This window comes from Neolewinella lacunae (assembly GCF_014349155.1).
GTDB lineage: Bacteria > Bacteroidota > Bacteroidia > Chitinophagales > Saprospiraceae > Neolewinella > Neolewinella lacunae.
In genome coordinates, this window is the sequence record NZ_JACSIT010000117.1 from 1 (window position 1) to 22,393 (window position 22,393).

The following is a 22,393-nucleotide window of genomic DNA, read 5'->3' on the forward strand; positions in this document are numbered from 1 at the left end:
GATGGCTACGGGGTAGGGGACCTGGTGGAACGCATCAACGCCGTCTCCGAAAGCCGCGTCAAAACCCTTCTGGAAGAATACGCAGAAACGTATACCCTGGCCGCCAACGTGCAGCCGGGGGGAGACCGCCGGGGCAACCTGCTCGTCAGCGCCCGCAACGAACTGGGCATCGGCGATTTCCTCCGCGAAGGCGGCTACACGGCCTTCACCGATACCTTCGAAGACCTGCACGGCTTGCCGCAACTCCCCGGCCTGGCCGTACAACGCCTGATGGCCCAGGGCTACGGCTTCGGCGGGGAGGGCGACTGGAAAACGGCCGCGCTCGTCCGCACCATGAAGGTGATGGGCGAAGGCCTCGCCGGTGGCAACAGTTTTATGGAAGACTATACCTACCACTTCGAGCCCGGCAACCAGCGGGTGCTGGGGTCCCATATGCTGGAGATCTGCCCGAGCATTGCTGCGGATAAGCCCCGCCTGGAGTGCCACCCCCTGGGCATCGGTGGCAAGGCCGATCCCTGCCGATTGGTCTTCACCGGCGGCGCAGGTCCTGCCCTCAATGCGTCCGTCGTGGATATGGGCGACCGCTTCCGACTGGTCCTCAACACCGTCACCGCCCACCCGCCGGCGGCCGATTTGCCCAAGCTGCCCGTCGCCCGCGTCCTCTGGGAAACCCACCCCGACATGGAAACGGGCGTTGCCGCCTGGATCTACGCCGGCGGGGCCCACCACACCTGCTACAGCCAGAACCTGAGCGCCGAACAGCTGCAGGATTACGCCGCTATGGCGGGGGTCGAGTGCCTGCTCATTGACCGGGATACGCGGTTGGCGGAGTTTCGGCGGTTGGCGTTGGGAAAGAGCTAATGATTGCTATTGAACACGCAAGCGTTGATGATAATTTTTTTCATATATAACATCACTTTCTAGGCAGGCAAATAGGACCCTGACCATCTTGTTCCTGACGGCGTTGACGGCTTGTAGACGAGTCTTCCCCTTCTGGCGCAATCGTCGATAGAGATCACCAAAGAGGTTGTCTGACTTGAGTAGATTGTTAGCTCCTTGGTGAAGCGCAGTCTTGAGCCGTTTGTTGCATGCTTTTGATGTTCGGGGTCTTTGCTTAACGCTAGTTCCACTGTTGAATAGATAGGGGCACAGACCAGCGTAACTAGCACATGCCCTGCCGTTATCTATTTTGGTGAACACCTGAGGGTGTTTTTCTTCCCGAAGCCTGGCACTGACAAAACGATATCGTACTTCCGCTTGGTTGCTTTGTCGGCCTTAATCATGCGCAGTATCTCTTGATCCATCTTCTGAAGGGCTTGCTCGCCCTGTTTTAGGAACCTTTTGAGTATCTTTTCGATCTCTGGGAGGGGGTCTAAACCTAGGCTGTTCCCCCTGTTGCCATCAAGCCGCATCTGATTCTAGCTCCTGTTCCATGCGCCTGAGCTGAGCGTAGCGGTTTTCGCACGTCCGTTGTTGCTCCCAGCGGTGAACGACTTTGTACGGTGTACTTACCAATGCGTTTTGAACGAACTGTGGAGTGATGGTCACCGAGTACAGAGGGATAGCCAGTACGTCGGCACTGATGGTCGGTGTCCCCCCTTTATTTTTGTACCGTCCGAAGGTGCTTTCGATTATGTCTGTACAGCATAGTAGTCGCCCGTGGCGGTCGATGAGCTCGGCGTGATTTTCAAAGTAATCGGTAATGGTATTGAGTAGGGTATCCACCTCGGGGGCACGGTCGGTTTTTTGGCGGCATTCTTTTACGTATTCATCCCAGCGGCGACGGGTGGCGGTACTTAGACCACTACCTTTGAGCAAGGTGGCCGCCTTTTCGACCACTGTTCTTAACTCATTCATGCACTGTATCCGGGGTCGCGCCTGTTCCAAAAAATGGAGATGCTCCCGAGCGGTTTGGGAAAGTTTTGGCCACCATCGATCAATGCGATTAATCCACTTTCCGAGCGTAAAAATGCGGATGAAGCGGTCTTTATCGCGTAGGCTCGGAGGTAGTAGGTAGCCAAATTCAGTTAGGATGAGCCGGCGGCGTAATTGCCCCACATCGGCGTGTAGTTGACTTAAGCTAGCATCGGTACCGAGCAGTTTTTTGACGGCGTTCATTAGGATGTGTGTACAATCAGAGACAACATCAAACCCCTTGGTGGACAAGGCTTTGGCCAAATTGGTCCCACCGTCGGTGATGAAGTGAATGATCACACCGCTATACATTTAGAAGTTGAGATGATCTGTAACCCCTTGTCGCTCTTCGGATTTCTCCCACAAAGTAGGCGACGAACTGCGGTAGTCTGACGGCACTTTGAAGAATACGATCGATGCCATGTCGGAACAATGAGATCGCTTTGTAAACCCGACCTTGGCGGCCATGAGATTTGAACGGGACGGCATCCTTGTAGTCTTTCAGTCCTTCAACCAAGGCGATGGTATATGCTAATACGACAACGGCCATGAGCAAACGCCGACGCTTCACATTGCCAAGGTTCATCTTTTCCAAGTCGAAGCCATTCGACTTGAGTTGTCTGAAGCAGTGCTCGATCTTCCAGCGTTTCAGGTAGTCGGTAACGGTTGCGTAGGCACTCTGGTCTAATGAGGTTATCAATATCATGAAGTCCTCCTTGCCTTGCGGATGCGGGTTCTTGGCCACTACGATCCACAGCGTCGGCCCATCATCAGAAAGTCGGAAAGCTTTCGATATCGCCTTGTTTGGTTTACTACTGCGCATTGCTTTGGCAATCATTTCCTCCACCGTTCTGCCGGATGAAAACTCGTCAATCAAGGCGAAGTAAGAGTAGTCCCGTGACCGAATAACGAAATCTATTTGCTTGTTAATCAGATATTTAAACCAATCAACCCCGATATACTCGCGGTCAGCTAAGAGGACTTTTCCCTGCAAAACAAAATACTTCAATGCCCGGTCAAACAAACTGATCCGCTCGGCAATAGAACTACTGCCTTGCTTTGCCAGATCAGTCCAAAATATGGGTATGGCAACTCCACGGTAGACTACGCAAAGGGTAATATAGTGGTGCCAAACCCCACCGGATTGCCAACTGCTACCGTCTAAAGCGAGGTAGCGAGAATCAAACTTGAGTAGTAGTAAACCGCAGCGCACGATGTGGATCCAAAGGTCACCAGAGCTGTGAGCCCGGAAAAAGCGGATCAAGCGAATGTAGTGTGATTGCACTTTTGTCTCGGGCTTGTCAATAATGCCACCGACTGCGCTTTTCAGTTTGTTGACGCAGACGGTGCGCTTGTCCAGCATCGCCATTACCAAGATCAGCAAATTTGTTACCGTGGAAGAGTCTTGGTTCGGCAGATAAGGTGTAATTTTGTCGAGTAGCGGCTTGAGCATCATTCTTTGTAAGTCTTGGTCGACCCCAAAGATAACCGTCTCAGGCTGCTGCTTTTAGCTCAATGTATAGCGGTGTGGTGAATGATATTGACGTCGGGCAATCGGTCGAGGTTACGGGTGAGAAAGTCGGCAATGTCTTTTCCTGTCCAGGACGACTGCACTTCCAGTCCTAGAACGGTGACGTCGTCGGCGCGCAAGGGCTGGCAGTGGCTGCGGTCGGCTTCGATTTTTATCCCTAGCAAGAGCAGTAATTTCTCACGCCCGATCTGGATACTTTCATCGAGTAAGGCAATATAGTTACCACTAAGTTGAGCCACCTGCTGAAGCTGAAAGTGTCCGCAGCGCATCACCCAACGACGAACGCTGGTGTGACTTGGTGTACCAAAACTCCAGCCCAGCAGTTGGGCTACAAAACCAACCGTTTTGGCCGCACAACGCAGCGAACCGTTGGCATGCACGACAATAAAGATGCCTAGAGCAATGAGCTGGGCTGGATAGGTGTGTCCGGTAACGGGAATAGGAGCAGCCAAGGCTTGGAGGCCAGCAACTTTATTTTCCAAACTGATTACCCGCTGTTGACTACGTCTCAGCTGTGCTTGAAGGAGCCGCCGAGATTTGGTGGCGGCCATAGCAGTGTTTTTCCAGCGCTGTACCTTAGCTTTGAGGCGTGCTCTCATCCTTGCTTGTTGTGTCGTAACTCAAAGCTAATGGATGTAGAGCACACTTTCTATTGACTACTTTCTGTTACGGGCTTGCTACAACAAAGGGAACAGCCTAGGTCTAAACCAAAGATCTGGAGTTCTCCGAGCCTGTTTTTCCAGCCTACAATGTCTTGGATCCAAAGCCTGGCGCTGACGACTGGCGAGCTTGATTTGACGAATTGCAGCCTCGGGAAGTTGGTAGATTTTGGCTTGGTCGGCGTAGCGCAAAGCAAAGTTAGGGATCATCCAAGCATCCGCAGGATCACTCTTCTCCTTCCTTCTTCCACTACGGAGTTTGAGCTCCAAAGCGTCAGCCATCCAAAGCGAATACTCTTCTTGAGCAGCTACCAGTTTGAGGAAATTGGTGTAAAGCCCGCCCTCTTCAGCGCAGATCAGCAAAGAGGAGGAAGGACCATTCAGCTGGCTAACCAGCGAGCTGAGAAGTTGACGAATGTTGGCAACTTTGTTGTCGACTTTGCCTCTTTCAATCAGCCCTCCGTCAGGACCAATCAAAGCATAGTCAAGCGTGTTACGGCTTACATCGAAGCCCAGGAAATAATTGAAATGCATATCTTGCAGTGCATTTATGCGAAGGCAAATGGCCGCTACTCATCTCCTCGGTTAGCGGGTTGTAAGCCCAGATTGCTATACGAGTTTGGCAGCCATAAAGACGACAGAGGTTGGAATCATTCGCGGGTTGTTAACCCAGAGTGAATGGCGCTTTACCCCTGTCGTCCGCCTTTCGCGGTGAACGAATGAACAGTGAAAGTACTCTCGCCGCCGCTTTTTTGAGCGGCGAGAGTACTTTCACTTATACATAGGCGAAAAATTAATAAGTAGCTGTAAAACCACGATGCAAACATAAAGGAGTGAATGAGCGAATGCGTGACCGCCGCTTGGCAGCAGCGTAGGCAATTTGAAGGAATGTCGCTAGATGGCAGGCTGGTAAAGACTGTTGGGCAAGAGCGGCCTTCTAACACGTTAGTAGGCAATGCTTTGTATTGGCGGGAGCAGACCTTGTACGGATCTAGCCGCCTGGGCGTACTGCACCCCGAAGTGGACCTGACGGGGCTGACCGCACCGGTATGGGCAGAAAGCCAGACGATCAGCACCGGCAAGAGCTACGAGCTGAGCAACCACCTGGGCAACGTGCTGGCGGTAATCGGGGATCGCAAGGCAGGGGTAGACAGCAACAGCGACGGGACGGCGGACTACTACACGGCCGCGCTGCACTCCGCCCAGGAGTACTATCCCTTTGGCATGGAGATGCCAGGCCGTATCTTTACGGCGTCCTCAACGGAGGGCTACCGCTATGGCTTCAACGGTAAGGAGAAGGATACGGAAGGCGAATGGGGTGGGCTGATGCACTATGACTATGGGTTTAGGTCAATCAACTCATCGAACTCTACTTCCGCGTTTGCGAAGTTTATGACAATCATCTCATTCAACACTACTTTCGACACACAAAAAATGGAGTGCAGCCAAAATTCACTGATTGTGAGGTACTTACATGCTATCTATTTGCAACGGGTTGGGAAAACGTAACGGTCCAAAAGCTTGCCACGATTTTATGAGCAACTCTAACCGACTCTTTTCCCGTCGTTACCGCCTCGGGGAAACGCCATCCTAGTAAATGCGCAGTGATTATCAACAAAGGGAGATGTGCAACAAAGGCCATGTGGTTTCACGGAGAAAAGTTCAGATGGGGGCTTTTGAGCAAGCGGGTACGATTCCTGTGCCTGCCTATTTGATCGTCGCTCCTGCATCTATTTACGATAAAACCGCTCAAGAATAGGAGTTAGCAGAGTTCATAAACACAACCGTAATTGCCGATAAAGCCTACGTAGACAGGCCAATTAGAGGAAGTGATGAAGCAGAACAAGAGCGAATTAATAACGCCACCACGTTTTGGAAGAAGCTCAACGCAGGAATTTCAACAACGTACAGCTAAGCCTACAAATTAGCCAACACGCTTGTTGCTAAGTTTAGGCAACCTATTGAAACCATCTTTGCATGGCTCGTCGAAGCTGCAGATATTGAACGGGCTTCTAGGGTAAGGTCCTATCGAGGACTACTCGTTCACATCTACGGTAAAATCGCCGCCGTCATCTGTCAACGTAAGCTAGCTACCATTTAGCTCTTGATTCGCGTTATTAGATGGAGTTATCCCGACAGCCTGCCAAGTGTGGCCTTTCTATTTGCTCGGTCCTTTGTACCTCAGCAAACGCAATGCATTCCCCACGACCACCAGCGTAGACCCCTCATGCGCTATCACTGCCGGCCCGATCTCCGCAATCCCCAGCAGGGTAAGCGGGATAAGAATAACGACCATACCAAGGCTCAATACGAGGTTTTGCCAGATGACGGCTTTAGCCTTACGGCTAAGACCGATGGCGAAAGGGAGATTATCAAGCCGGTCGGCCATGAGGGCCACGTCAGCGGTTTCGAGGGCGACCTCGGAGCCGGCGGCACCCATCGCGATGCCTACGGTGGACTTGGCCATGGCGGGCGCATCGTTCACCCCGTCTCCGATCATGGCGACCATGCCTTCTTCAGCGCGTAACTGTTCGATGGCGGCAACTTTGTCTTCCGGCAGAAGGCTGCCCAGCGGATCGGTGATGCCGATATCAGCGGCAACGGCGTCGGCGACTTTCTGATGATCGCCGGTGAGCATGACCATCTTTTTGATGCCAATTTCTTTGAGCGCGGCTAGGGTTGCTTTTGCTTCGGGGCGGGCTACGTCCATAACGGCGATGATGCCGAGGTAGCGGTTGTCCTGGTGGACAATCATGGCGGTGTTGCCGGTGTCTTCCAGCTTGGCCATTTGCTGGTCGATATCGGTGGGGATTTCCTGACCGGTAAGTTCGCGGAACAGGCGACGGTTACCGATGTGTACGGTTTTGCCAGCTACGGTGGCTTTGACGCCGCGGGCGGTCAGGGCTTCCAGGTTCTCGGCGGCGGGGATAGAGGCACTGGAACCTAAGCGTTCTTTGCTACCAGTAACGATGGCGGCGGCCAGTGGGTGATCGCTCAGTTCCTCAACGGCAATGGCTACGGTCAGCAGTTCGGACTCGGTGGCTTCTCCGGAGGCAATTACTTCGGTCAGGCGGGGTTTGCCTTCGGTGAGGGTGCCGGTCTTATCGAAAGCCAGGGCGGTGATGCCGCCGAGATCTTCCAGCGGACGACCGCCCTTAATCAGTACACCCTGGCGGGCGGCGCGGGCCACTCCGGCCAAGACGGCAGAAGGGGTAGAGATGGCGAGGGCGCAGGGAGAGGCGGCGACCAGGACGGCCATGGCACGGTAGAAGCTTTTGGAGAACGGCTCGTCGATGACGAGGAAGGCGAAGAGCAGTAAGAAGACCAGGCCGATGACGGCGGGCACGAAGTAGCGCTCAAACTTGTCGGTCAGCTGCTGGGTAGGGGACTGCTGGGTTTCCGCTTCCTTCACCAGGGTGACGAGGCGGGAAAGGGTGCTGTCGCCCGCGAGCTTAAGCACGCGAATTTCGAGCGGGGAACTGCCGTTGATGGTACCGGCAAAGGCGCGGTGTTCCGCAGGTAGGGTATCGAGGTCGACCTCAGCTTCAGTGTTGGAGACGGGCAGCTTATCCACTGGGACACTTTCCCCGGTGATGGGGGCTTGGTCGACGGCTGAAGTGCCACTGATGATAACGCCGTCGGCGGCGATCTTAGAATTTGGGCGGACGACGATGATGTCACCGACCACCAGCTCGGCTACGCCTACCTCAGAGGTGGAGCCATTGCGTTTGACCAGGGCGGTGGGGGGAGCCAGGTCCGATAGGGCTGCAATAGATTTACGGGCGCGGCCCATGGCGTAGTTCTCTAGGGCGTGGCCAATGCTGAAGAGGAAAAGTAAAAGGGCTGCCTCCTGAAATTCCCCGAGGGCGCAGGCACCGGCGGCGGCGACTAACATCAGAAAGTCGATCTCGAACTTACCCTGACGGATGGTCTGAAAAGCCTCGATAAGGATGAAATACCCACCCAGGAGAATAGCTATGCCGTACAGGAGCGTAGAGACGAGTTCGGGCACGCCACCTATAAAACTGAGGATAAGCCCGACGAGCCAAAATACACCACTACCGATAGCGAAGTAGAGTTCGGTATTCTCGCCAAAGATGCCGCTGTGATCGTGGTTATGGCCGTGGCCACCACCGTGCGTTTTGTGATCGTGTTCGCCGGGGCCGTGATCATGACCGGAGTGGTCGTCGTGGTCAGCATGTGGAGTTGCGGTGGCATCTCCCATAATTTGAATGTCCGTCTTGCGGACGGCGGCTAGTACGGCGCTCTCGTCGGTCAGATTAGTATCGTATTCGACGCGGGCTACGCCAGTTCCGGAGACAACAGCTTCGGTAATTCCGCTGGCTTTCCCAATCTGTGCGCCTACCTGGCGGGCGTGCCGCTGGTGGCGAATGCCGGTGACGTCCAGTAGAAGATGTCGATACCGTTCGGTGATCTCTGCTCCGGCGCGGCGAGCGATGGCCTTCACTTTTTCCAATGCGACCTGGTCGGGATCGTAGTGGATACACACCTGCGGTGGTGTACCGTCCTTCAGATGGGCTTTTTCGATGCCGCCTTCGGCGTTAAGGGCGGACAGCAGGCGGGTGACACACAGATCGCGTTCGCCGGGCACTTCGGGGAGGAGGACGGGGAGGTCCAGTTCTAGCTTTCTCATAATTAGGTGGTGATATGGATTATTTAGATAGTTTGAGGATGCGGAAAGCACCCCGCAGCACGATGGCGAAGACGATGCTTCCGACAACAAGGTCGGGCCAACGGGTAGCAGTGAGGTAGACGAGCACCCCGGAGATGATTACTCCGAAATTGATGATGATGTCGTTGGAGGTGAAGATGTAACTGGCTTCCATATGGGCTTCACCACGGTTGGTTTGCTGGATGAGCCAGAGGCAGACGGCGTTACCGATCAGCGCCAAAGCCGCCACTACAATCATTACCTTGAAGTCAGGCACCTCACCGTAGCCCAAAAAGCGGCGGATGACTTGGGCAAAGCCCATAATGGCCAGCCCCAGTTGGAGGTAGCCGCTGTAGCCAGCGATCTGCTTTTTGCGGGCAACGGCGGCACCTACGACCAGGAGGCTGAGCGCGTATACGAGCGCATCGGCGAGCATATCGAGGGAGTCGGCGACGAGGCCCATGTACCCGGAGATCAGTCCGAAAGCCATCTCCACGACGAAGAAGGCGGCGTTGATGCCGAGCACCCACCAGAGGATGCGTTTTTGCTGGGCGTCATCTTCATTATTGTGGAGGGGTAGGTCGGCGGCTTCCGTACTAAGGAAACTTTCCCCAGCCCCAGTTCGCCGAGTGACTTTGCGATTGGTGCAGCTTCGTTGTGGTGATATACCACGAGCTTACGCGCGGGCAGGTCGAAATCGAGCCGCTCTACCTGGGAGAGCGGCTCTAATTTCATGCGTACCATTTGCTCCTCGGCGGAGCAATCCATGACGGTAACTTTGAAAGTGGATTTATTCATGGAGGCCTAGTGTTCGTGTTCGAGTTCTCCCGCCTGACTTTGGGCGTAGACGTAGTAAGCGCCTTCCGTGACGATTTGCATTCCTTTGGGTAGGGGATTGAGTAATTCGACGGCGGTGTACCCGTCGTCGGTAGCGCCGGGTTTAACCAGTAGCTTTTCAAACTCCACTTCATCGCCGGAGCGCTGGGTGGGAGCGATGAATACGTAGGAGCTTTCTCCTTCTCGCAAGACGGCCGCTTCGGGGAGTGCCTGGACGGTTTGGTCGGTCAGCCAGATACGGGCCTCGGCGAAGAGGTCACGGATGAACTTTGGTTGATTGCCCTTAAGGTGAGCGTGAACGCGAACGGTTTTGTTCTCCGCGTTGAATTCCTTGCCGATGACGTGAACCTCGGCTTCATACCGCTGGCTACCCAGGGCTGGAATCTGGTAAGTGACGCGTTGGCCTTTTTCTAGTTTAGCAATGTCACGCTCAAAAACGTCCAGCTCAAGGTGAAGGTGCTGTTCGTCGATGACCTCCATGAGCTGGGTGCTGGGCTCCACGTACATACCGTCGTGGAGGCTTATCGAGGTGATGTAGCCGGAGCGGGGAGCAAAGAGCGTGATCCGCTGGGTGATGTTATCGGGTGTGAGCTCATCGGTTTTAATGCCGAGGTACCGAAGGCGTTGTTGTAGCCCCTTAACGTTGGCGGTTTTGGCGGCAACCTGGCTACGTAGCCGCTGGACTTCCCGGAGAATGCCGGCGTCGGCACTGGCGAGCGTTTCCTGGCGGTCAAGTTCTTGTTGTAGGAATATGAGTTCGGCGGTAGCTTCGAGGTACTGCCGCTGGTGCTCGATGAACTCCGGGTTTTCGAGAATAGCGATAACGGCTCCGCGTTTGACATAGTCACCTTCGACGTAGTTACGGGCGTTACGGATAAAGCCGGCGGCGCGGGCACTGACGGCGGCGTAGGCATTGGGTGGAAGGCCGAGAGTGCCGGTGGCGCTGAGGTAGCCGTTGACTTTCATTTGGGAGAAGTCGCCGAACTTGATGTCCATGGTTTCGATCTGTTCGGTGGTGAGGTGGATGCCTTCGTCGCCAGCTTCGCCGTGGGCGTGGCCATCCTCTTCATCGTCATGATCGTGACCGTCGCCTTCCGCGTGGTCATGGTCGTCGGTATGCTCTTCCGCCGCCATTTCTTTTTTGGGTGCGTCGTGATCGTAGCCGTCGCCTTCCTGGTGTTCTTGGGCGCGGCCGCAGGTACTGAGGAAGGTTAAGAGGAGCAGGGCGAGGGTAGTGAAAAGAAAATTTTTCATCTTGATTTATATTTTACGCGGACCTCCCATGAGGAGAGGGTAGCGGGATAGTTTATTGGTTGAGGAGGTACTGGAGACGAGCTACAGCGAGGTTGTGGTCACGGACGGTGTTGAGGTATTCGCGGCCGTTGGTGCCCAGGAGCCGGAGGGCGGTGAGCAATTCGAGGTAGGAGATCTCGCCGGCGCGGTAATTGAGGCGAGAGATGCGGATGATCTCCGGATTGACGACCGCCAACTGCTGCTGGTAATAGTCTGCCGCCGCCGCGTTACGGGTAATCTCGGACCGGGTAGCGAGCTGCTCCCGTTCAAAGCGTAGTCGTTCGGCTTCCAACTGGGTTTCGGCGACGGTGACTCCCAGCCGCTGGGTTTCGACGCGGCGTTTGGTGGCCTTGTTGAACAGCGGAATCGTTACACCCGCTTCGAGACCGGTCAGGTAACCCCCTTCAAAAAACTGCTGAGCGGAATACCCAAGACGGAAGCCTGGTTTTAGTTGTGCTTGCAAACTCGCAATGCCTGTCCTTGCATTAGCTACGTCGGATTCCGCAAGCTGGACGAATAAGCCAGCAGGGGTAGAATCGAGTAGCAGGGGAGATGGGGCCAGCGAAAGGGTATCGGCGGCGGTAACCGGTTGGTCAGTAGCCAGGAGGCTGCCGAGTTGCCGTTGCAGGGAAGCTATCTCCATACGCGTGCGTTCCGCCAGCGATTCATACTCGCTCAGGGAGGCTTGCAGGTTAAGCACTTCAAGACGGTTGGCAGCCCCAGCCTCCACGCGGACGTTAGCAATGCGCAGGTACTCGGAATAAGTGTTGGTGAGCTGCTGGTAGAGCCGTAGCAGGGCTTCGCGCTGCTGTAGGTCGACGTAGGTTTGTCGTACCTGATAAGTCAGCTCAGCGCGGGTCAGCTGACTTCGGACCAGGTTGCCAGCGACGACGACATCCTGTACCGCGTTTGCTGCACGGATGGTGGCAGGGTTGGGAAACTCCTGAACGATGGTGAGCATATTGACCCGCTGACCGTTCTCCCGGAAGAGGCCTTCGCCCTGGTAGCTGATGTCGGTGAGTCCGGGTTGATATTTCAAATTCTGGAGGGAACGACTTTGGTCGGTCCGCTGATCCGCCGCCAGGACGGCGGGGTTATTGCTTACGGCGACTTGTACTGCTTCTTCCAAACCTAAACTTTGCACCTGCGCCCGCGCCCCAAATGAGTAAAGGAAGAAGGGGAGAAGGAGTAAAGGCGCGGCGATGCTAGGTGGCGTTTTGCGGTCCTGCCATTTCTCTAACCAGCTGTAAAGGATGGGCAACACGATGAGCGTGAGGAAGGTGGCCGTGACCAAACCACCGATGACAACGGTAGCCAGTGGCCGCTGCACTTCCGCGCCGCCGGAACTGGAAAGCGCCATGGGCAGGAAACCAAGGGAAGCCACGGCGGCCGTCATGATGACGGGGCGCAAGCGCACTTTGGTGCCTTCCAGGATGCGGGCACGGACGTCGTCCCAACCTTCTGCTTTGAGTTGGTTCAGGTAACCGATGAGTACGATTCCGTTAAGCACCGCCACACCGAAGAGGGCGATGAACCCGATACCGGCAGAGATGCTGAAGGGCATGCCGCGCAGCTCCAAAGCCAGGATGCCGCCAATTGCCGAAAGGGGAATGGCGATGAAGATAAGTGCCGCCTGGGAGAAGCTGCCGAAGGTGAAAATGAGGAGCAGGAAGATCAGCGCAAGAGCGGCGGGTACGGCGATCATCAAGCGGGCGGAAGCTGCCTGGAGGTTCTCGAACTGACCACCGTAAGTGAAGTAATAGCCCGGAGGGAGTTTCACGTTAGCATCCAGGGCTTCCTGAATGTCGCTGACCAGCGTTTCCACGTCGGTATCCCCAACATTGACGCCGATGACGATGCGGCGGTTGGTGTTTTCCCGGCTGATCTGCATGGGGGCATCCACCAAATCTACCGTAGCGACTTCGCGCAGGGGAACCTGAGTGCCGTTCATGAGGGGGATGTAGAGGTCCGCTACATTGTCGATACCCGCGCGGTACTTTTCCTGCAGGCGTACGGTGAGATCGTAACGGCGCTCCCCTTCATAAATGGTTCCTGCGCTGGCTCCGGCGAAGGCAGCCGCTACGACGCGGTTGATGTCTTTCACCTGAAGGCCATACTGGGCCATTTTGGGATAGTTGAAATCGATCAGAATCTGGGGCATACCGACGGTTTGCTCTACGTTGACCGTTCCCGCGCCGGGGATGCCGGCAATGATCCGTTCTGCTTCCTTGGCTTTTTCGAAAGCTACATCGAGGTCAGCACCATAGAGTTTGATGGCGATGTCGGCCTTAGCGCCAGTCATGAGTTCGTTAAAGCGTAGTTGGATGGGCTGAGAGAACTCGAGACCAACCCCGGGGAATACCCCCATGGATTCTTCAATTTCTTCGAAGAAATCCTGGCGATTATCTGCGGTGGTCCATTCGTCTTTAGGCTTCATCACGATGGTATAATCACCGATCTCTACCGGCATGGGGTCGGTGGGAATTTCGGCGGCACCGATGTTGGTGACGACCTCTTCGATTTCGGGAAAGTCGGCGAGTAACTTCTTGTGTACCCGCTTTGTCATTTCAACACTCTGGGTGAGGGACGTTCCCGGCGGAAGGATCTGCTGCATTGCTAAATCTCCCTCTTCGAGGGTGGGGATGAACTCGCCCCCCATGGTGGAGAATACCCAAAGGCTAGCCGAAAAGAGGACGATGGTAGCCAGCACGAAAGCGGCTTTAAACCGTAAGGCCAGGTGCAGGATGGGGCTGTACAAACGCTGGAAAAAGCCTATGATTCTATCTGCAATAGTCTTCTTGATGCTGACTTTTTTATTCAGGAACAATGCCGTCATCATCGGTACGTAGGTGAGCGAGAGAATCAGGGCACCGGCGATGGCGAGCATGACGGTTTGTGCCATGGGCCGGAACATCTTTCCCTCAATACCTACGAGGGCGAGAATGGGGATGTAGACCATTAGGATAATAATCTCCCCGAAGGCGGCGGAGCTACGGATTTTGATGGAGGAGGTGGTCACTTCCGCGTCCATTTGCTGCTGGGTAAGCTGCTGCCCTCCGTAACCCTTGGTGAGCCGGTGAACGATGGATTCGACGATGATGACGGCTCCGTCTACGATGAGGCCGAAGTCGATGGCGCCCAGGCTCATGAGGTTGGCGGAAATGCCCAGCAGGTTCATCATCGAGATGGCGAAGAGCATCGCCAGGGGAATGACGGAGGCGACGATGAGGCTGGCCCGCCAGTTGCCCAGCAGCAGCACCAGGATGAAGATGACGATGAGTCCGCCTTCGATGAGGTTGGTCTGGACCGTCCCGATGGCGGTAGACACCAATTTATCACGGACCAGGTACGGTTCGATCATTACGCCCTCGGGTAACGACTTCTGAATTTGCTCCACCCGCTCTTTTACCCGTTCGGTGACGGCGGCTGAGTTAGCCCCTTTAAGCATCATTACCCGACCACCGACGGCTTCTTGACCGTTGCGGACGAGCGCGCCGTAACGAGGCGCTTTACCAAACTGAACGGTGGCAACATCCTGAACGAGGATGGGCCTGCCACCCCGGACGTCGACGACGATTTTTCGCAGATCTTCCAGACTCCCCGCTAGGCCGTTAGTCCGGATGTAGTAGGTGCTGGGGTTTTTCTCGATGTAAGCACCACCGGTATTCTCGTTGCTGTTTTCGAGCGCGGTGAATACATCGTTGATGCTGACGTTCATCGCCTTCAGCAGTTCCGGGTTTACGGCTACCTCGTACTGCTTGAGAAAGCCGCCCATGGTGTTAATTTCAACGACGCCTTCGATGCCAGAGAGTTGGCGGCTAACGATCCAGTCCTGTATCGTCCGCAGATCGGTAGTAGAATACTGATCTTCGTAGCCTTCAACGGGCCGGACGACGTATTGGTAAATCTCACCAAGGCCGGTAGAGATGGGGGACATACTAGGTTTCCCCAGCCCCTCGGCGATGTTTTCCTCGGCTTCTCGCAGGTGTTCACTCACCAGCTGGCGGGCGAGGTAGAGGTCCATACTCTCCTCAAAAACAACCGTTACGACCGAGAGACCGAACCGGGAGATGGAGCGTATTTCGACCAGGTTCTGCAGGTTCTGCAGGGCCAGCTCGATGGGCGTAGTAATGAATTGTTCTACCTCCTGGGTGGCCAGGGTGGGCGAGGAGGTGATGACTTGTACCTGATTGTTAGTGATGTCGGGTACGGCATCGATGGGAATTTGGCGGAGGGAGAAAACTCCCCAGATGATGAGGGCCAAGACGAACAGTCCGACCACCAGCTTATTCGCTACGGAATAAGCAATAATCTTATCAAACATAAAAAGTAATTGCCGGAGACGGTTCGTGGGGTGTGCATACTGCAACCTATCACGCTGGTAAATCGAGGCACGAGCGATCCGCCCACGGATTAAACCAATGGGTTAGAGTGGGACATGGATATCCCTGGAATTGGTTTAAGCGAATCGCGGGGGTTGCCAGCTGCCGTTGGCGTAGCTGCCGGGGTTCCAATTTTGAACGGCCCGGGGCAGAGTGCTGCCCTTAGGAGGCAGGGGAGTTGGTTCCTCCTCCAGCGTCAGCAGGGTTGGGGGAGCGTCGAGGACGGCACCGCAGCAGGCGCAGATGCAGAAGGGGGTGCAGTGGTCTTCGTGCTCGGAATCAGGGTGCTCGTGCTCAGGGTTTTCAGCGTGTACGGCAGCGGGAGCCTCGTTGGAAATCAAGAAGAAATTGTCCTGGCAGGGAACGAAGGCCAGAAGGAGGATGTAAAGCGATAAGATTCGGGTTAGTAATCGCATTTGGAAGTTAACGCTGGGTTGGGAGGGAATGTTTTGACAGGGATATTTAATTTTTTACTTAACATAATATAAATTATGGGCAAATATTTACCCCCAAATTTCGGCTTGCATACTTGGCCGCAGGACCAGTCCGCCCAAACGAATCCTTTCCCAGTCCGCCGCACCACGCCCTTCGGCTCTAACCCAATTAAACCCATTCACGTTGCGTATTCTCCTCTCCACCAGACCCATCCACCAGACCCATCCACCAGACCCATCCACCAGACCCATCCACCAGACCCATCCACCCGAGGGTTGGCCTAACGCTCCGAAAAGCGCTCCTCCTTCCCTCCCCCTGTTCTGATGAAGAAAACTGGAACACTCTACTTAACATAATAATAGAAGCTGTTCAAGCCCTCAAAATCTCAGGCGGTATCCTATCTGCAAACCAATCGTCGTCACCTGGGTAGCGTTACCAGAAACTTCCGGGTTTACAAAACTTCCTCCAAAATGTTGGATGCGCAGGCCGCCAATCAGGGCATTTTTCTCCGACAATTGGTATTCACCCGTCAGCATCCCCACAAAACCGATGCCCGGGCGCCGGCCGAGGAAGTGCCCGCCGCCTACGGCCCGGAAGGTATCTCCGACTTTCAGGTGCGCATTGCCGCCACTCGATAGATTCAGGCTAGGGCCCGCTTCGAGCAGCAGTCCAAGGCGATTCCCCTTGAGGCGGTACCCCAAAAGCACGGGAAAATCAATGCTGCTTAACTGGTTGTAATAACGGGTTTCCCGGATGGTGGTTTGGGGAACTTGAACCGTGCCCATTTCCTCGGTACGCGAACCGTCCGGGTTTTGAATGATCCGGACCACTGCCGTGCGGGACACAGTCGTAGTGCTGGTCTCCACGCTCGACACCTTAGAATTGATCACCGTGGCCGCCAGGCCGGCGCGCAGGCTCAGGCCATTGGGGCGGTGGTGCCCCGCCAGCGCTTGGACGGTAATGGCTTCGAGCGACTTCTCCCCCTGCGATCCACCCGAGCGGGCGGCCAGGCTCAGGGCCACACCGGGCTCGGCCGTCCAGTAAGGCGGATTCTGCTGCCGCCGCAGGCGTCGGGCGGCGCGGCGGGCCATTCGAGCAGCCCGACGCAATTCTTTCCTCGCCAGTCGCTCCGCCCGACGAAGTTCTTTCTTGGCCAGTCGCTCGGCACGGCGTTCCAGGCGGTACTTCAGTCTTTCGGCCCGGCGCTGATCGCGGGCCAACTTTCGTGCTGCCCTCTCGGCCCAACTGGCGGCTTTGCGGGCTTCCAGCGCAGCGAGCTGTTCGGCGCGGCGCTGCTTGCGCTCCGTCCGGCGATCATCCCGGCGCTGGTCGCGGCCCATGGCCCGACGATTCTTTTCGGCCTTGTCTTCCGCCTTACGCAGCGCGCGTTCCGCCTGGTCGGCTTCGCGGCGTTGACGCAGCTCATCCTGTCGCTTCGTGCGTTGGGCCAATCGGTCGGCCGCAGCATCCTTTGCGGCTTTTCGCTGCGCGGCCCTGCGTTCCCAGCGTGCCTGCTGGAGGGCTAGCCGGGCGGCTTTTTGTTCCTGCTTTTGGCGCTGTGCCGCCAATTTCCTGGCCCGCTGTTGTTCCACGAATTGCTGCTTCAGGCGGGCCCGGTTGCTGCGCGCAATGCTCGCTCTTTCCGCTGCGCTGAGGCGGGGGGCACCAGGTGCGGGAGCGACTGATGGGGGTACGGCGGCTTGCGTAACGATGGCAGGAGGATTGCGCGCCTCTTCAGCACGCTGTGTGGCGAGCCCGGCCACGCGAAGCGCTTCCCTACGCTGCCGCTCCTGCTCTTGTGTACGCTCGTATTCCTGTCGGGCAATCCGCGCCTCCGCTGCGGCCTGTTGCTGCCGTTCCTGTTCTTCCTCCGCTAATCGCCTGGCTGCTTCGCTGGCGCGTTGCTCCTCTTCCCGCTGCGCCATTCGCCGGGCGTTTTCGGCTTCTGCTGCCAGGCGTTCTGCGGCTTGCCGGGCGGCGAGTTGCTCACTTTTGCGTAGTTCCCGCGTTTGCCTGGCTTCTTGCCGGGCGGCGAGTCGCGCTGTTTTTGCGGGATTTTCCTTGTGCGCAGCTTTCGGCTTGGGGGGAGCCGTATCCCTTGGTGCTTTGGCCTTTGGCGGGTCCGTTACGCCTTTGGCTACCAGTTGAGGCTTAGGGGTGGCACGTTCGGGAGTTTTGGCTACCCGTGTAGCCAGGGCTTGTTGCTGCCGCTGCTCCTCCTCCGAACGCCTGGCTTCCCGTGCGGCTAAGACTTGTTCCTGCTGCCGCTCGTCTTTCAATCGCTTGGCTTCCCGTTTGGCCACCAGCTTTTCGTTTTCTGCCTTTCTTTTTGCGCGTTCGGCTTCGCGTTTGGCAACTGCCTTGAGCCGCTTTTGTTCCGACTTGAGCATATCTGCCTCCAGTTTGGCCAGGGCTTTCGCTCGGTCGCGTTCGGCTTTCAATAAGGATGCCTCGCGTTTGCGGGCGGCTTTGGAGGTAAGCTGTGACGGATCGGCAGCACCGTCTTCCGTTAAAGCATCGAGGCGTTCCTGCCTCCGCTCTAACCGATCTTTGATCATCGCCTGGTGGCGGGCCAGCCGCTCGTTAACTTGCTGGTTTTTTTCTCTTCTTTGGCGTTCCAACTCTTCCTCCGGTGGCGGAGGTGTACCCAGGATGGTGTGCTTGAGGATCACGGCGGTGCGCGCCCTTTCCTCCTGCGAAGATTGCCGGAAAGTTTCTTCCGCTTTGGCTTTTCGGGGGGGCGGCGGAAGGGAATCCGCAAGCGTCAAATGCGCAGGCTCAAAATTCCCGGATGCGGCCGTAAGTCCACACGATAAAAGGAGCATTAATCCAGAGGCCAGCAAAAGACGAAAGGGCTCCCCTACCCTACCCTCCAGCCACCATGCCCACGCACCAACCCAACCACGATTAGCCCGCATGATGAATGACATCATGAAGGAACTAATGCTATGGCCAGGACTGCTACTCTGCATAAGGCAGATTGCTTTAGAGCTTGTTTGGGATTTTTAAGAACTGATAATCAATGACTTGTGGTTCTGGCTAGACAAAAAAATGCGCGCATAGTGGACTACGTAAGCCATTTTTTGTGACGCCAGGTTCACAGCACGAAGTACTGCGCAGCAAAGTGCTTGGTTATCAGGAAGTAAAAATCCAAACAAGCTCTTAGGTGATCGGGGGAGGTATCCGCCATCCGGGCTCAACAGTTTCCGCTTGGGAACTAGCAATAGCACAGATAGGGGAAATGGCTAGTTTACAGCTCCAGCCGGAAGGCTACTTGCACGTTGACGCCAGTGGCTTCTACCGTTCGGCTGGCGTCATTTTGCAGGTTCATCGCTACGCTGAAGGACCCTTCGAAGGTCATGCCATCCTGGGAAAGACGGATCCCCTGCATCCCGATTTTTTGGGCCGGGTCCACGTATACCTTCCCCTCACCGTAATCTTGGCCAGGGAGGAGACGGTAGATCGCCGCCGAGCTTTCTCCGTCCGCAAAAGCCCCTTCGCGCGGATCAGCAAACTGGAGGAATACACTGTACTCTTCTCCATCCAGCGTACCGGCTGCCCGCACCAACCAGTCATAGGCTTCGTTTTCGGGCCAGTAAATCGGTACCAACTCCGTAATCGGAATGGAGACGCCACCAATGGTCAGGTCAAAATATTCGTTGTCTCCGAGTTCACCGCATACGACAAATTCGGTCGGCATTTCCTCGCTGGCCGAGCGGCGTACTACGCGGGAAGCCGCTTTATAGTCGTTGGTGAAGGCCTGGACGAGCAGGTCGTCGCCGCTGCAGTCGATCAGGTTGATGACCGCCATGCCGTCGCCGTTAGGCGCGAAGAACTCCCCGTTGTTGCCCCCGTTTCCGCCTACCCAGATTTCAATTTTATCCTGATCCGGAAGTGCCGCACCGCTGCAATCGCGGACCGTGGCGACGAAGACGGGGTTAGTCAGGTCAACGGTAATTTCTCCAACGTTGCGTGAAGTATTGGCTTCGAGGGGCTCGACTGCAAAGACGTAGATTTCTCCCGTACAAGGGTCGGTGACGTTGAAAAACAGGGGGGAACCCGCCACAACATTTACACAAAAGTAGCCTTCGCAATCCACGCGGGCCGCCGAACAATTCATCCCTCCATCCAGGCTCACCAGAAAGGGCGTATGCGTGAGGGGAAGTCCGTTGGGATCCACGAAACGACCACAGATCCGCGTTACGGGGTGCGGAACATCTACATTGCAGGTGCCACTGCGGGTAATGAACACAACGTAACAACCGGGGGCCAGCGTAGCCACCCCGTTCGGCAACCAAAAGCCGGAGGGGTCGAGCACCCAGAAGGGCACCTGGCTGGGCGCGCCTTCCTCCGTATTGGCTTTGATGGGCAGACGTACCTCCGCCGGGGTACTGCCATCCAATACCAGTGGGGTGCCGTCGGCGGCCTCAAGCGCAATGTCCATCATCCCGTAGCTCTCCAGAGCGACCGTTTCGCCGGATTCCGACCGGGCGGGGAAGTTGAGGGCACTGTTCAGCATTTCGGTGGGGTCTTCCGGTGCGTCGTGGTTAATGAATACGGCCACCTCTCCGGTGTAGGGGGTACCGTCTTCGGTCGTAACGATGCTGCCGGCCGGAATTTTGACGGAGAAGTTTTCACCCAGCTCAAGCGTGCCGCCGGCCACCGGGTTGATGTCCCCGGCCTTGACTTTAGGCTCCATGACAAACGTTTCCCGGAGTTCCCCCTCGCCGGCGGGCAGCAGGAAACGGTGCTCCGGCCAGAAGCCCGGTTTGGTCACCGTAACGGCAGTCCCGTTCGGGTCAAGCTGATCTGCGCGGAAGGTCACTGAACCATCCGGGTTGACCCGGGCTTCCGAGCCAATACCGCTAATGGTGGCATCAACCAAAGTATTGCCCGGCCGGGTGGTCGTTACCGCCGTGATGGTGGCCGTGACGATGGCTGGCGTGGGGACTTCGCCCGTAATGGTAGTCACGTTCACCCCTTCCTCGCGGCAACTGCTGAATACAACCAAAATGAGAAATATGGGATAAAGTAGATGTTTACGCATGGTCAGGGGGTTTTTAAGCGACTGGTTAAGTTTCAGGGAAAGATAATGCATTGAGGCGCTTTATCCAGTAAATTAAATATTAATTAACGCTTTTCCATTTTTCTGCAAGCTAAAATTCCGGCGTCCGGTGCCGTTCGTCCGTCCTTTCAAGCAATTTAAACGTGAAGCCATCTTTGCGGGGCTTTACTCCCGGATTGGCAAAATCATTACCTTTGCCGACTTTTTTACCACTCCCCTACCCCGCCGTATGCGTCACTTGGTTGTCCTGCTGCTTTTTTCGGTACTGATTCCAGTCCCGCTCGCTGCCCAATGGGAAGCCTGGACGGGCGTTGCATTAGAAAACGAAGTCAATAAAAACTACGGCTATCTCTTTGAAATGGAGCATCGCCGCACCTTGGCGGGTGACCCGGAAGAAACGTATTTGATCCTGCTGGCCAGCAACTTCGCGCTGGCCAAAAAACTCAGTCTCACCCTCGGTACCCGCCTACGACCAGGCGCGGCCGAGGATCCCAGCATCCTGCGCGTTTTCAGCGACCTGAACCACAAATTGCCACTTGGAAAGTCACCCTTCACCTTGGAAGGCCGCCTGCGGTACCAACAAGACCGGCCCCTGGGCGAAGATGGCAGCCTGCGCCGCGTCAGCATCCGACCACGCCTGGGCGTGGCTACCAAAATCAACGAGCAGCTGTCCTTTATCGCCGAGATGGAGGGGCGCTTCCGCTTCGATAGCCGCGACGAGTGGAGCCGCGTTCGCTTCACCACCGGCCTGGAATACGTCGTCTCCGACCGCATCTCCCTGGAGCTGTTCTGGCGGCAGGAGGACCGCATCAACCAGGCCAGCCCCTCCCGCGACATCATTCTAGGTCTTTACGCCGATTACACCCTCCCCAGCGGCCGGGAACGAAGCTGGAAGGCCCGCAACCCCTTCGGCCGGCGGATTACCTGGTAGAGAAATTAGCCATCTGTGTCTACTTTGCTCCTCGTCCTTTCCCTTGCACCTGCGGCCGCGCCCCTTTTCCCTTCGTCCTTTACTCCCTTAATCCTTTTCTCCCTTCGTCCTTTTCTCCCTTAATCCTCTCCCCTGCCCAAAGTAGCCAGGTAATTGTTCAGCATTTCCATGGGCTTCACGATGGCCACCCGACCGGAGCGGACGAACTCGTAAATGCCCACATTTTTCAGTTCCAAGAGTAAAGCCTGGGTCTCGCTTTCGTGTCCCGTTTTCTCAATCACCACGTACTCCGGCTCAATGAGCAGTACGCGGGCATTGTGGCGGCGAATCATCCTTTCCACCTCGTTTCCGTGGCTGAACGCCGCAATGGGCACTTTGTAAAGGGCGATCTCCTGGTGCACAATCTGGCTGTCGTCGTAGTAAAACGCCTTCAGCACGTCCACCTGCTTATCGAGCTGGGCGACCAGTTTAATGACCATTTCCTCACTCACGGCCACTACAATGGTAAAGCGGTGAATGGTCGGGTCACTGCTCTGGCTGGTCGTGAGGCTGGAAATATTGAGGTTGCGCCGGTTGAAAATCCCAACGACGCGGGAGAGCAATCCCGCCTGGTCTTCGGTGAATACCGTAATGGTATAATGCTTGATTTCACTCATAATTTTTAGCCAGATTTT

The 22,393-nt window shown here is 55.9% G+C and carries 16 protein-coding genes and 1 pseudogene; 4 read left to right on the forward strand and 13 right to left on the reverse strand.

Annotated elements, in window-relative coordinates; translation table 11 throughout:
* On the forward strand, nt 1-861 hold an 861-nt coding region (locus H9S92_RS12775; protein WP_454557405.1), incomplete at its 5' end, for an L-arabinose isomerase family protein.
* A gap of 6 nt (nt 862-867) precedes the next feature.
* Here the strand turns inward: H9S92_RS12775 and H9S92_RS22840 are convergent.
* The 5 genes from H9S92_RS22840 to H9S92_RS12800 form a co-directional block, all read right to left on the reverse strand.
* The gene (locus H9S92_RS22840; RefSeq protein ID WP_187467101.1) at nt 868-1,200 is read right to left on the reverse strand and encodes a transposase; all 333 of its coding nucleotides are present in this window, start codon (nt 1,198-1,200) and stop codon (nt 868-870) included.
* Nucleotides 1,201-1,401: 201 nt separating this feature from the next.
* Nucleotides 1,402-2,214 carry a hypothetical protein gene (locus H9S92_RS12785; RefSeq protein ID WP_187467102.1) on the reverse strand — a complete coding sequence of 271 codons (813 nt, stop codon included), beginning with the start codon at nt 2,212-2,214 and terminating at the stop codon, nt 1,402-1,404.
* A gap of 4 nt (nt 2,215-2,218) precedes the next feature.
* Entirely contained in the window at nt 2,219-3,370 is a 1,152-nt protein-coding gene (locus H9S92_RS12790; protein ID WP_187467103.1) for a transposase, read from the reverse strand.
* A gap of 56 nt (nt 3,371-3,426) precedes the next feature.
* Nucleotides 3,427-3,996 (reverse strand): hypothetical protein, encoded by a 570-nt coding sequence (locus H9S92_RS12795; protein WP_187467104.1) that lies wholly within the window; start codon nt 3,994-3,996, stop codon nt 3,427-3,429.
* A 126-nt stretch (nt 3,997-4,122) separates the two neighbouring features.
* On the reverse strand, nt 4,123-4,638 hold the full coding sequence (locus tag H9S92_RS12800) for an IS110 family transposase (protein ID WP_187467105.1): 516 nt from the start codon (nt 4,636-4,638) through the stop codon (nt 4,123-4,125).
* A gap of 447 nt (nt 4,639-5,085) precedes the next feature.
* Between H9S92_RS12800 and H9S92_RS12805 the strand changes: the two genes are divergently transcribed.
* Both H9S92_RS12805 and H9S92_RS12810 read left to right on the forward strand, forming a co-directional pair.
* Nucleotides 5,086-5,613, forward strand: a complete 528-nt coding sequence (locus tag H9S92_RS12805; protein WP_222936089.1) for a hypothetical protein — start codon at nt 5,086-5,088, stop codon at nt 5,611-5,613.
* A gap of 88 nt (nt 5,614-5,701) precedes the next feature.
* Nucleotides 5,702-5,863 (forward strand): hypothetical protein, encoded by a 162-nt coding sequence (locus H9S92_RS12810; RefSeq protein ID WP_187467107.1) that lies wholly within the window; start codon nt 5,702-5,704, stop codon nt 5,861-5,863.
* Nucleotides 5,864-6,262: 399 nt separating this feature from the next.
* On the opposite strand, the gene H9S92_RS12815 is transcribed toward H9S92_RS12810, so the two are convergent.
* From H9S92_RS12815 to H9S92_RS12845, 7 genes and pseudogenes are all read right to left on the reverse strand, one after another.
* Entirely contained in the window at nt 6,263-8,758 is a 2,496-nt protein-coding gene (locus H9S92_RS12815; RefSeq protein WP_187467108.1) for a heavy metal translocating P-type ATPase, read from the reverse strand.
* Nucleotides 8,759-8,777: 19 nt separating this feature from the next.
* Nucleotides 8,778-9,574 (reverse strand): annotated as a pseudogene (locus H9S92_RS22280) (cation transporter).
* A gap of 6 nt (nt 9,575-9,580) precedes the next feature.
* Entirely contained in the window at nt 9,581-10,867 is a 1,287-nt protein-coding gene (locus tag H9S92_RS12825; RefSeq protein WP_246463847.1) for an efflux RND transporter periplasmic adaptor subunit, read from the reverse strand.
* A gap of 52 nt (nt 10,868-10,919) precedes the next feature.
* The gene (locus tag H9S92_RS12830) at nt 10,920-15,230 is read right to left on the reverse strand and encodes a CusA/CzcA family heavy metal efflux RND transporter (RefSeq protein ID WP_187467109.1); all 4,311 of its coding nucleotides are present in this window, start codon (nt 15,228-15,230) and stop codon (nt 10,920-10,922) included.
* Nucleotides 15,231-15,365: 135 nt separating this feature from the next.
* A complete protein-coding gene (locus tag H9S92_RS12835) occupies nt 15,366-15,704 on the reverse strand; it encodes a hypothetical protein (protein WP_187467110.1) in 339 nt (112 codons plus the stop codon).
* A gap of 396 nt (nt 15,705-16,100) precedes the next feature.
* The gene (locus tag H9S92_RS12840) at nt 16,101-18,395 is read right to left on the reverse strand and encodes a hypothetical protein (protein ID WP_222936090.1); all 2,295 of its coding nucleotides are present in this window, start codon (nt 18,393-18,395) and stop codon (nt 16,101-16,103) included.
* A 578-nt stretch (nt 18,396-18,973) separates the two neighbouring features.
* Nucleotides 18,974-20,770 carry a hypothetical protein gene (locus H9S92_RS12845; RefSeq protein WP_187467112.1) on the reverse strand — a complete coding sequence of 599 codons (1,797 nt, stop codon included), beginning with the start codon at nt 20,768-20,770 and terminating at the stop codon, nt 18,974-18,976.
* 247 nt (nt 20,771-21,017) lie between these two features.
* Here H9S92_RS12845 and H9S92_RS12850 point away from each other — a divergent pair, with 247 nt between their 5' ends.
* Nucleotides 21,018-21,719: a DUF2490 domain-containing protein gene (locus H9S92_RS12850; RefSeq protein ID WP_187467113.1), complete on the forward strand. Its 702-nt coding sequence runs from the start codon at nt 21,018-21,020 to the stop codon at nt 21,717-21,719.
* 119 nt (nt 21,720-21,838) lie between these two features.
* On the opposite strand, the gene ilvN is transcribed toward H9S92_RS12850, so the two are convergent.
* The gene (ilvN, locus tag H9S92_RS12855; protein WP_187467114.1) at nt 21,839-22,375 is read right to left on the reverse strand and encodes an acetolactate synthase small subunit; all 537 of its coding nucleotides are present in this window, start codon (nt 22,373-22,375) and stop codon (nt 21,839-21,841) included.
* Between the last annotated feature and the right edge of the window lie 18 nt (nt 22,376-22,393).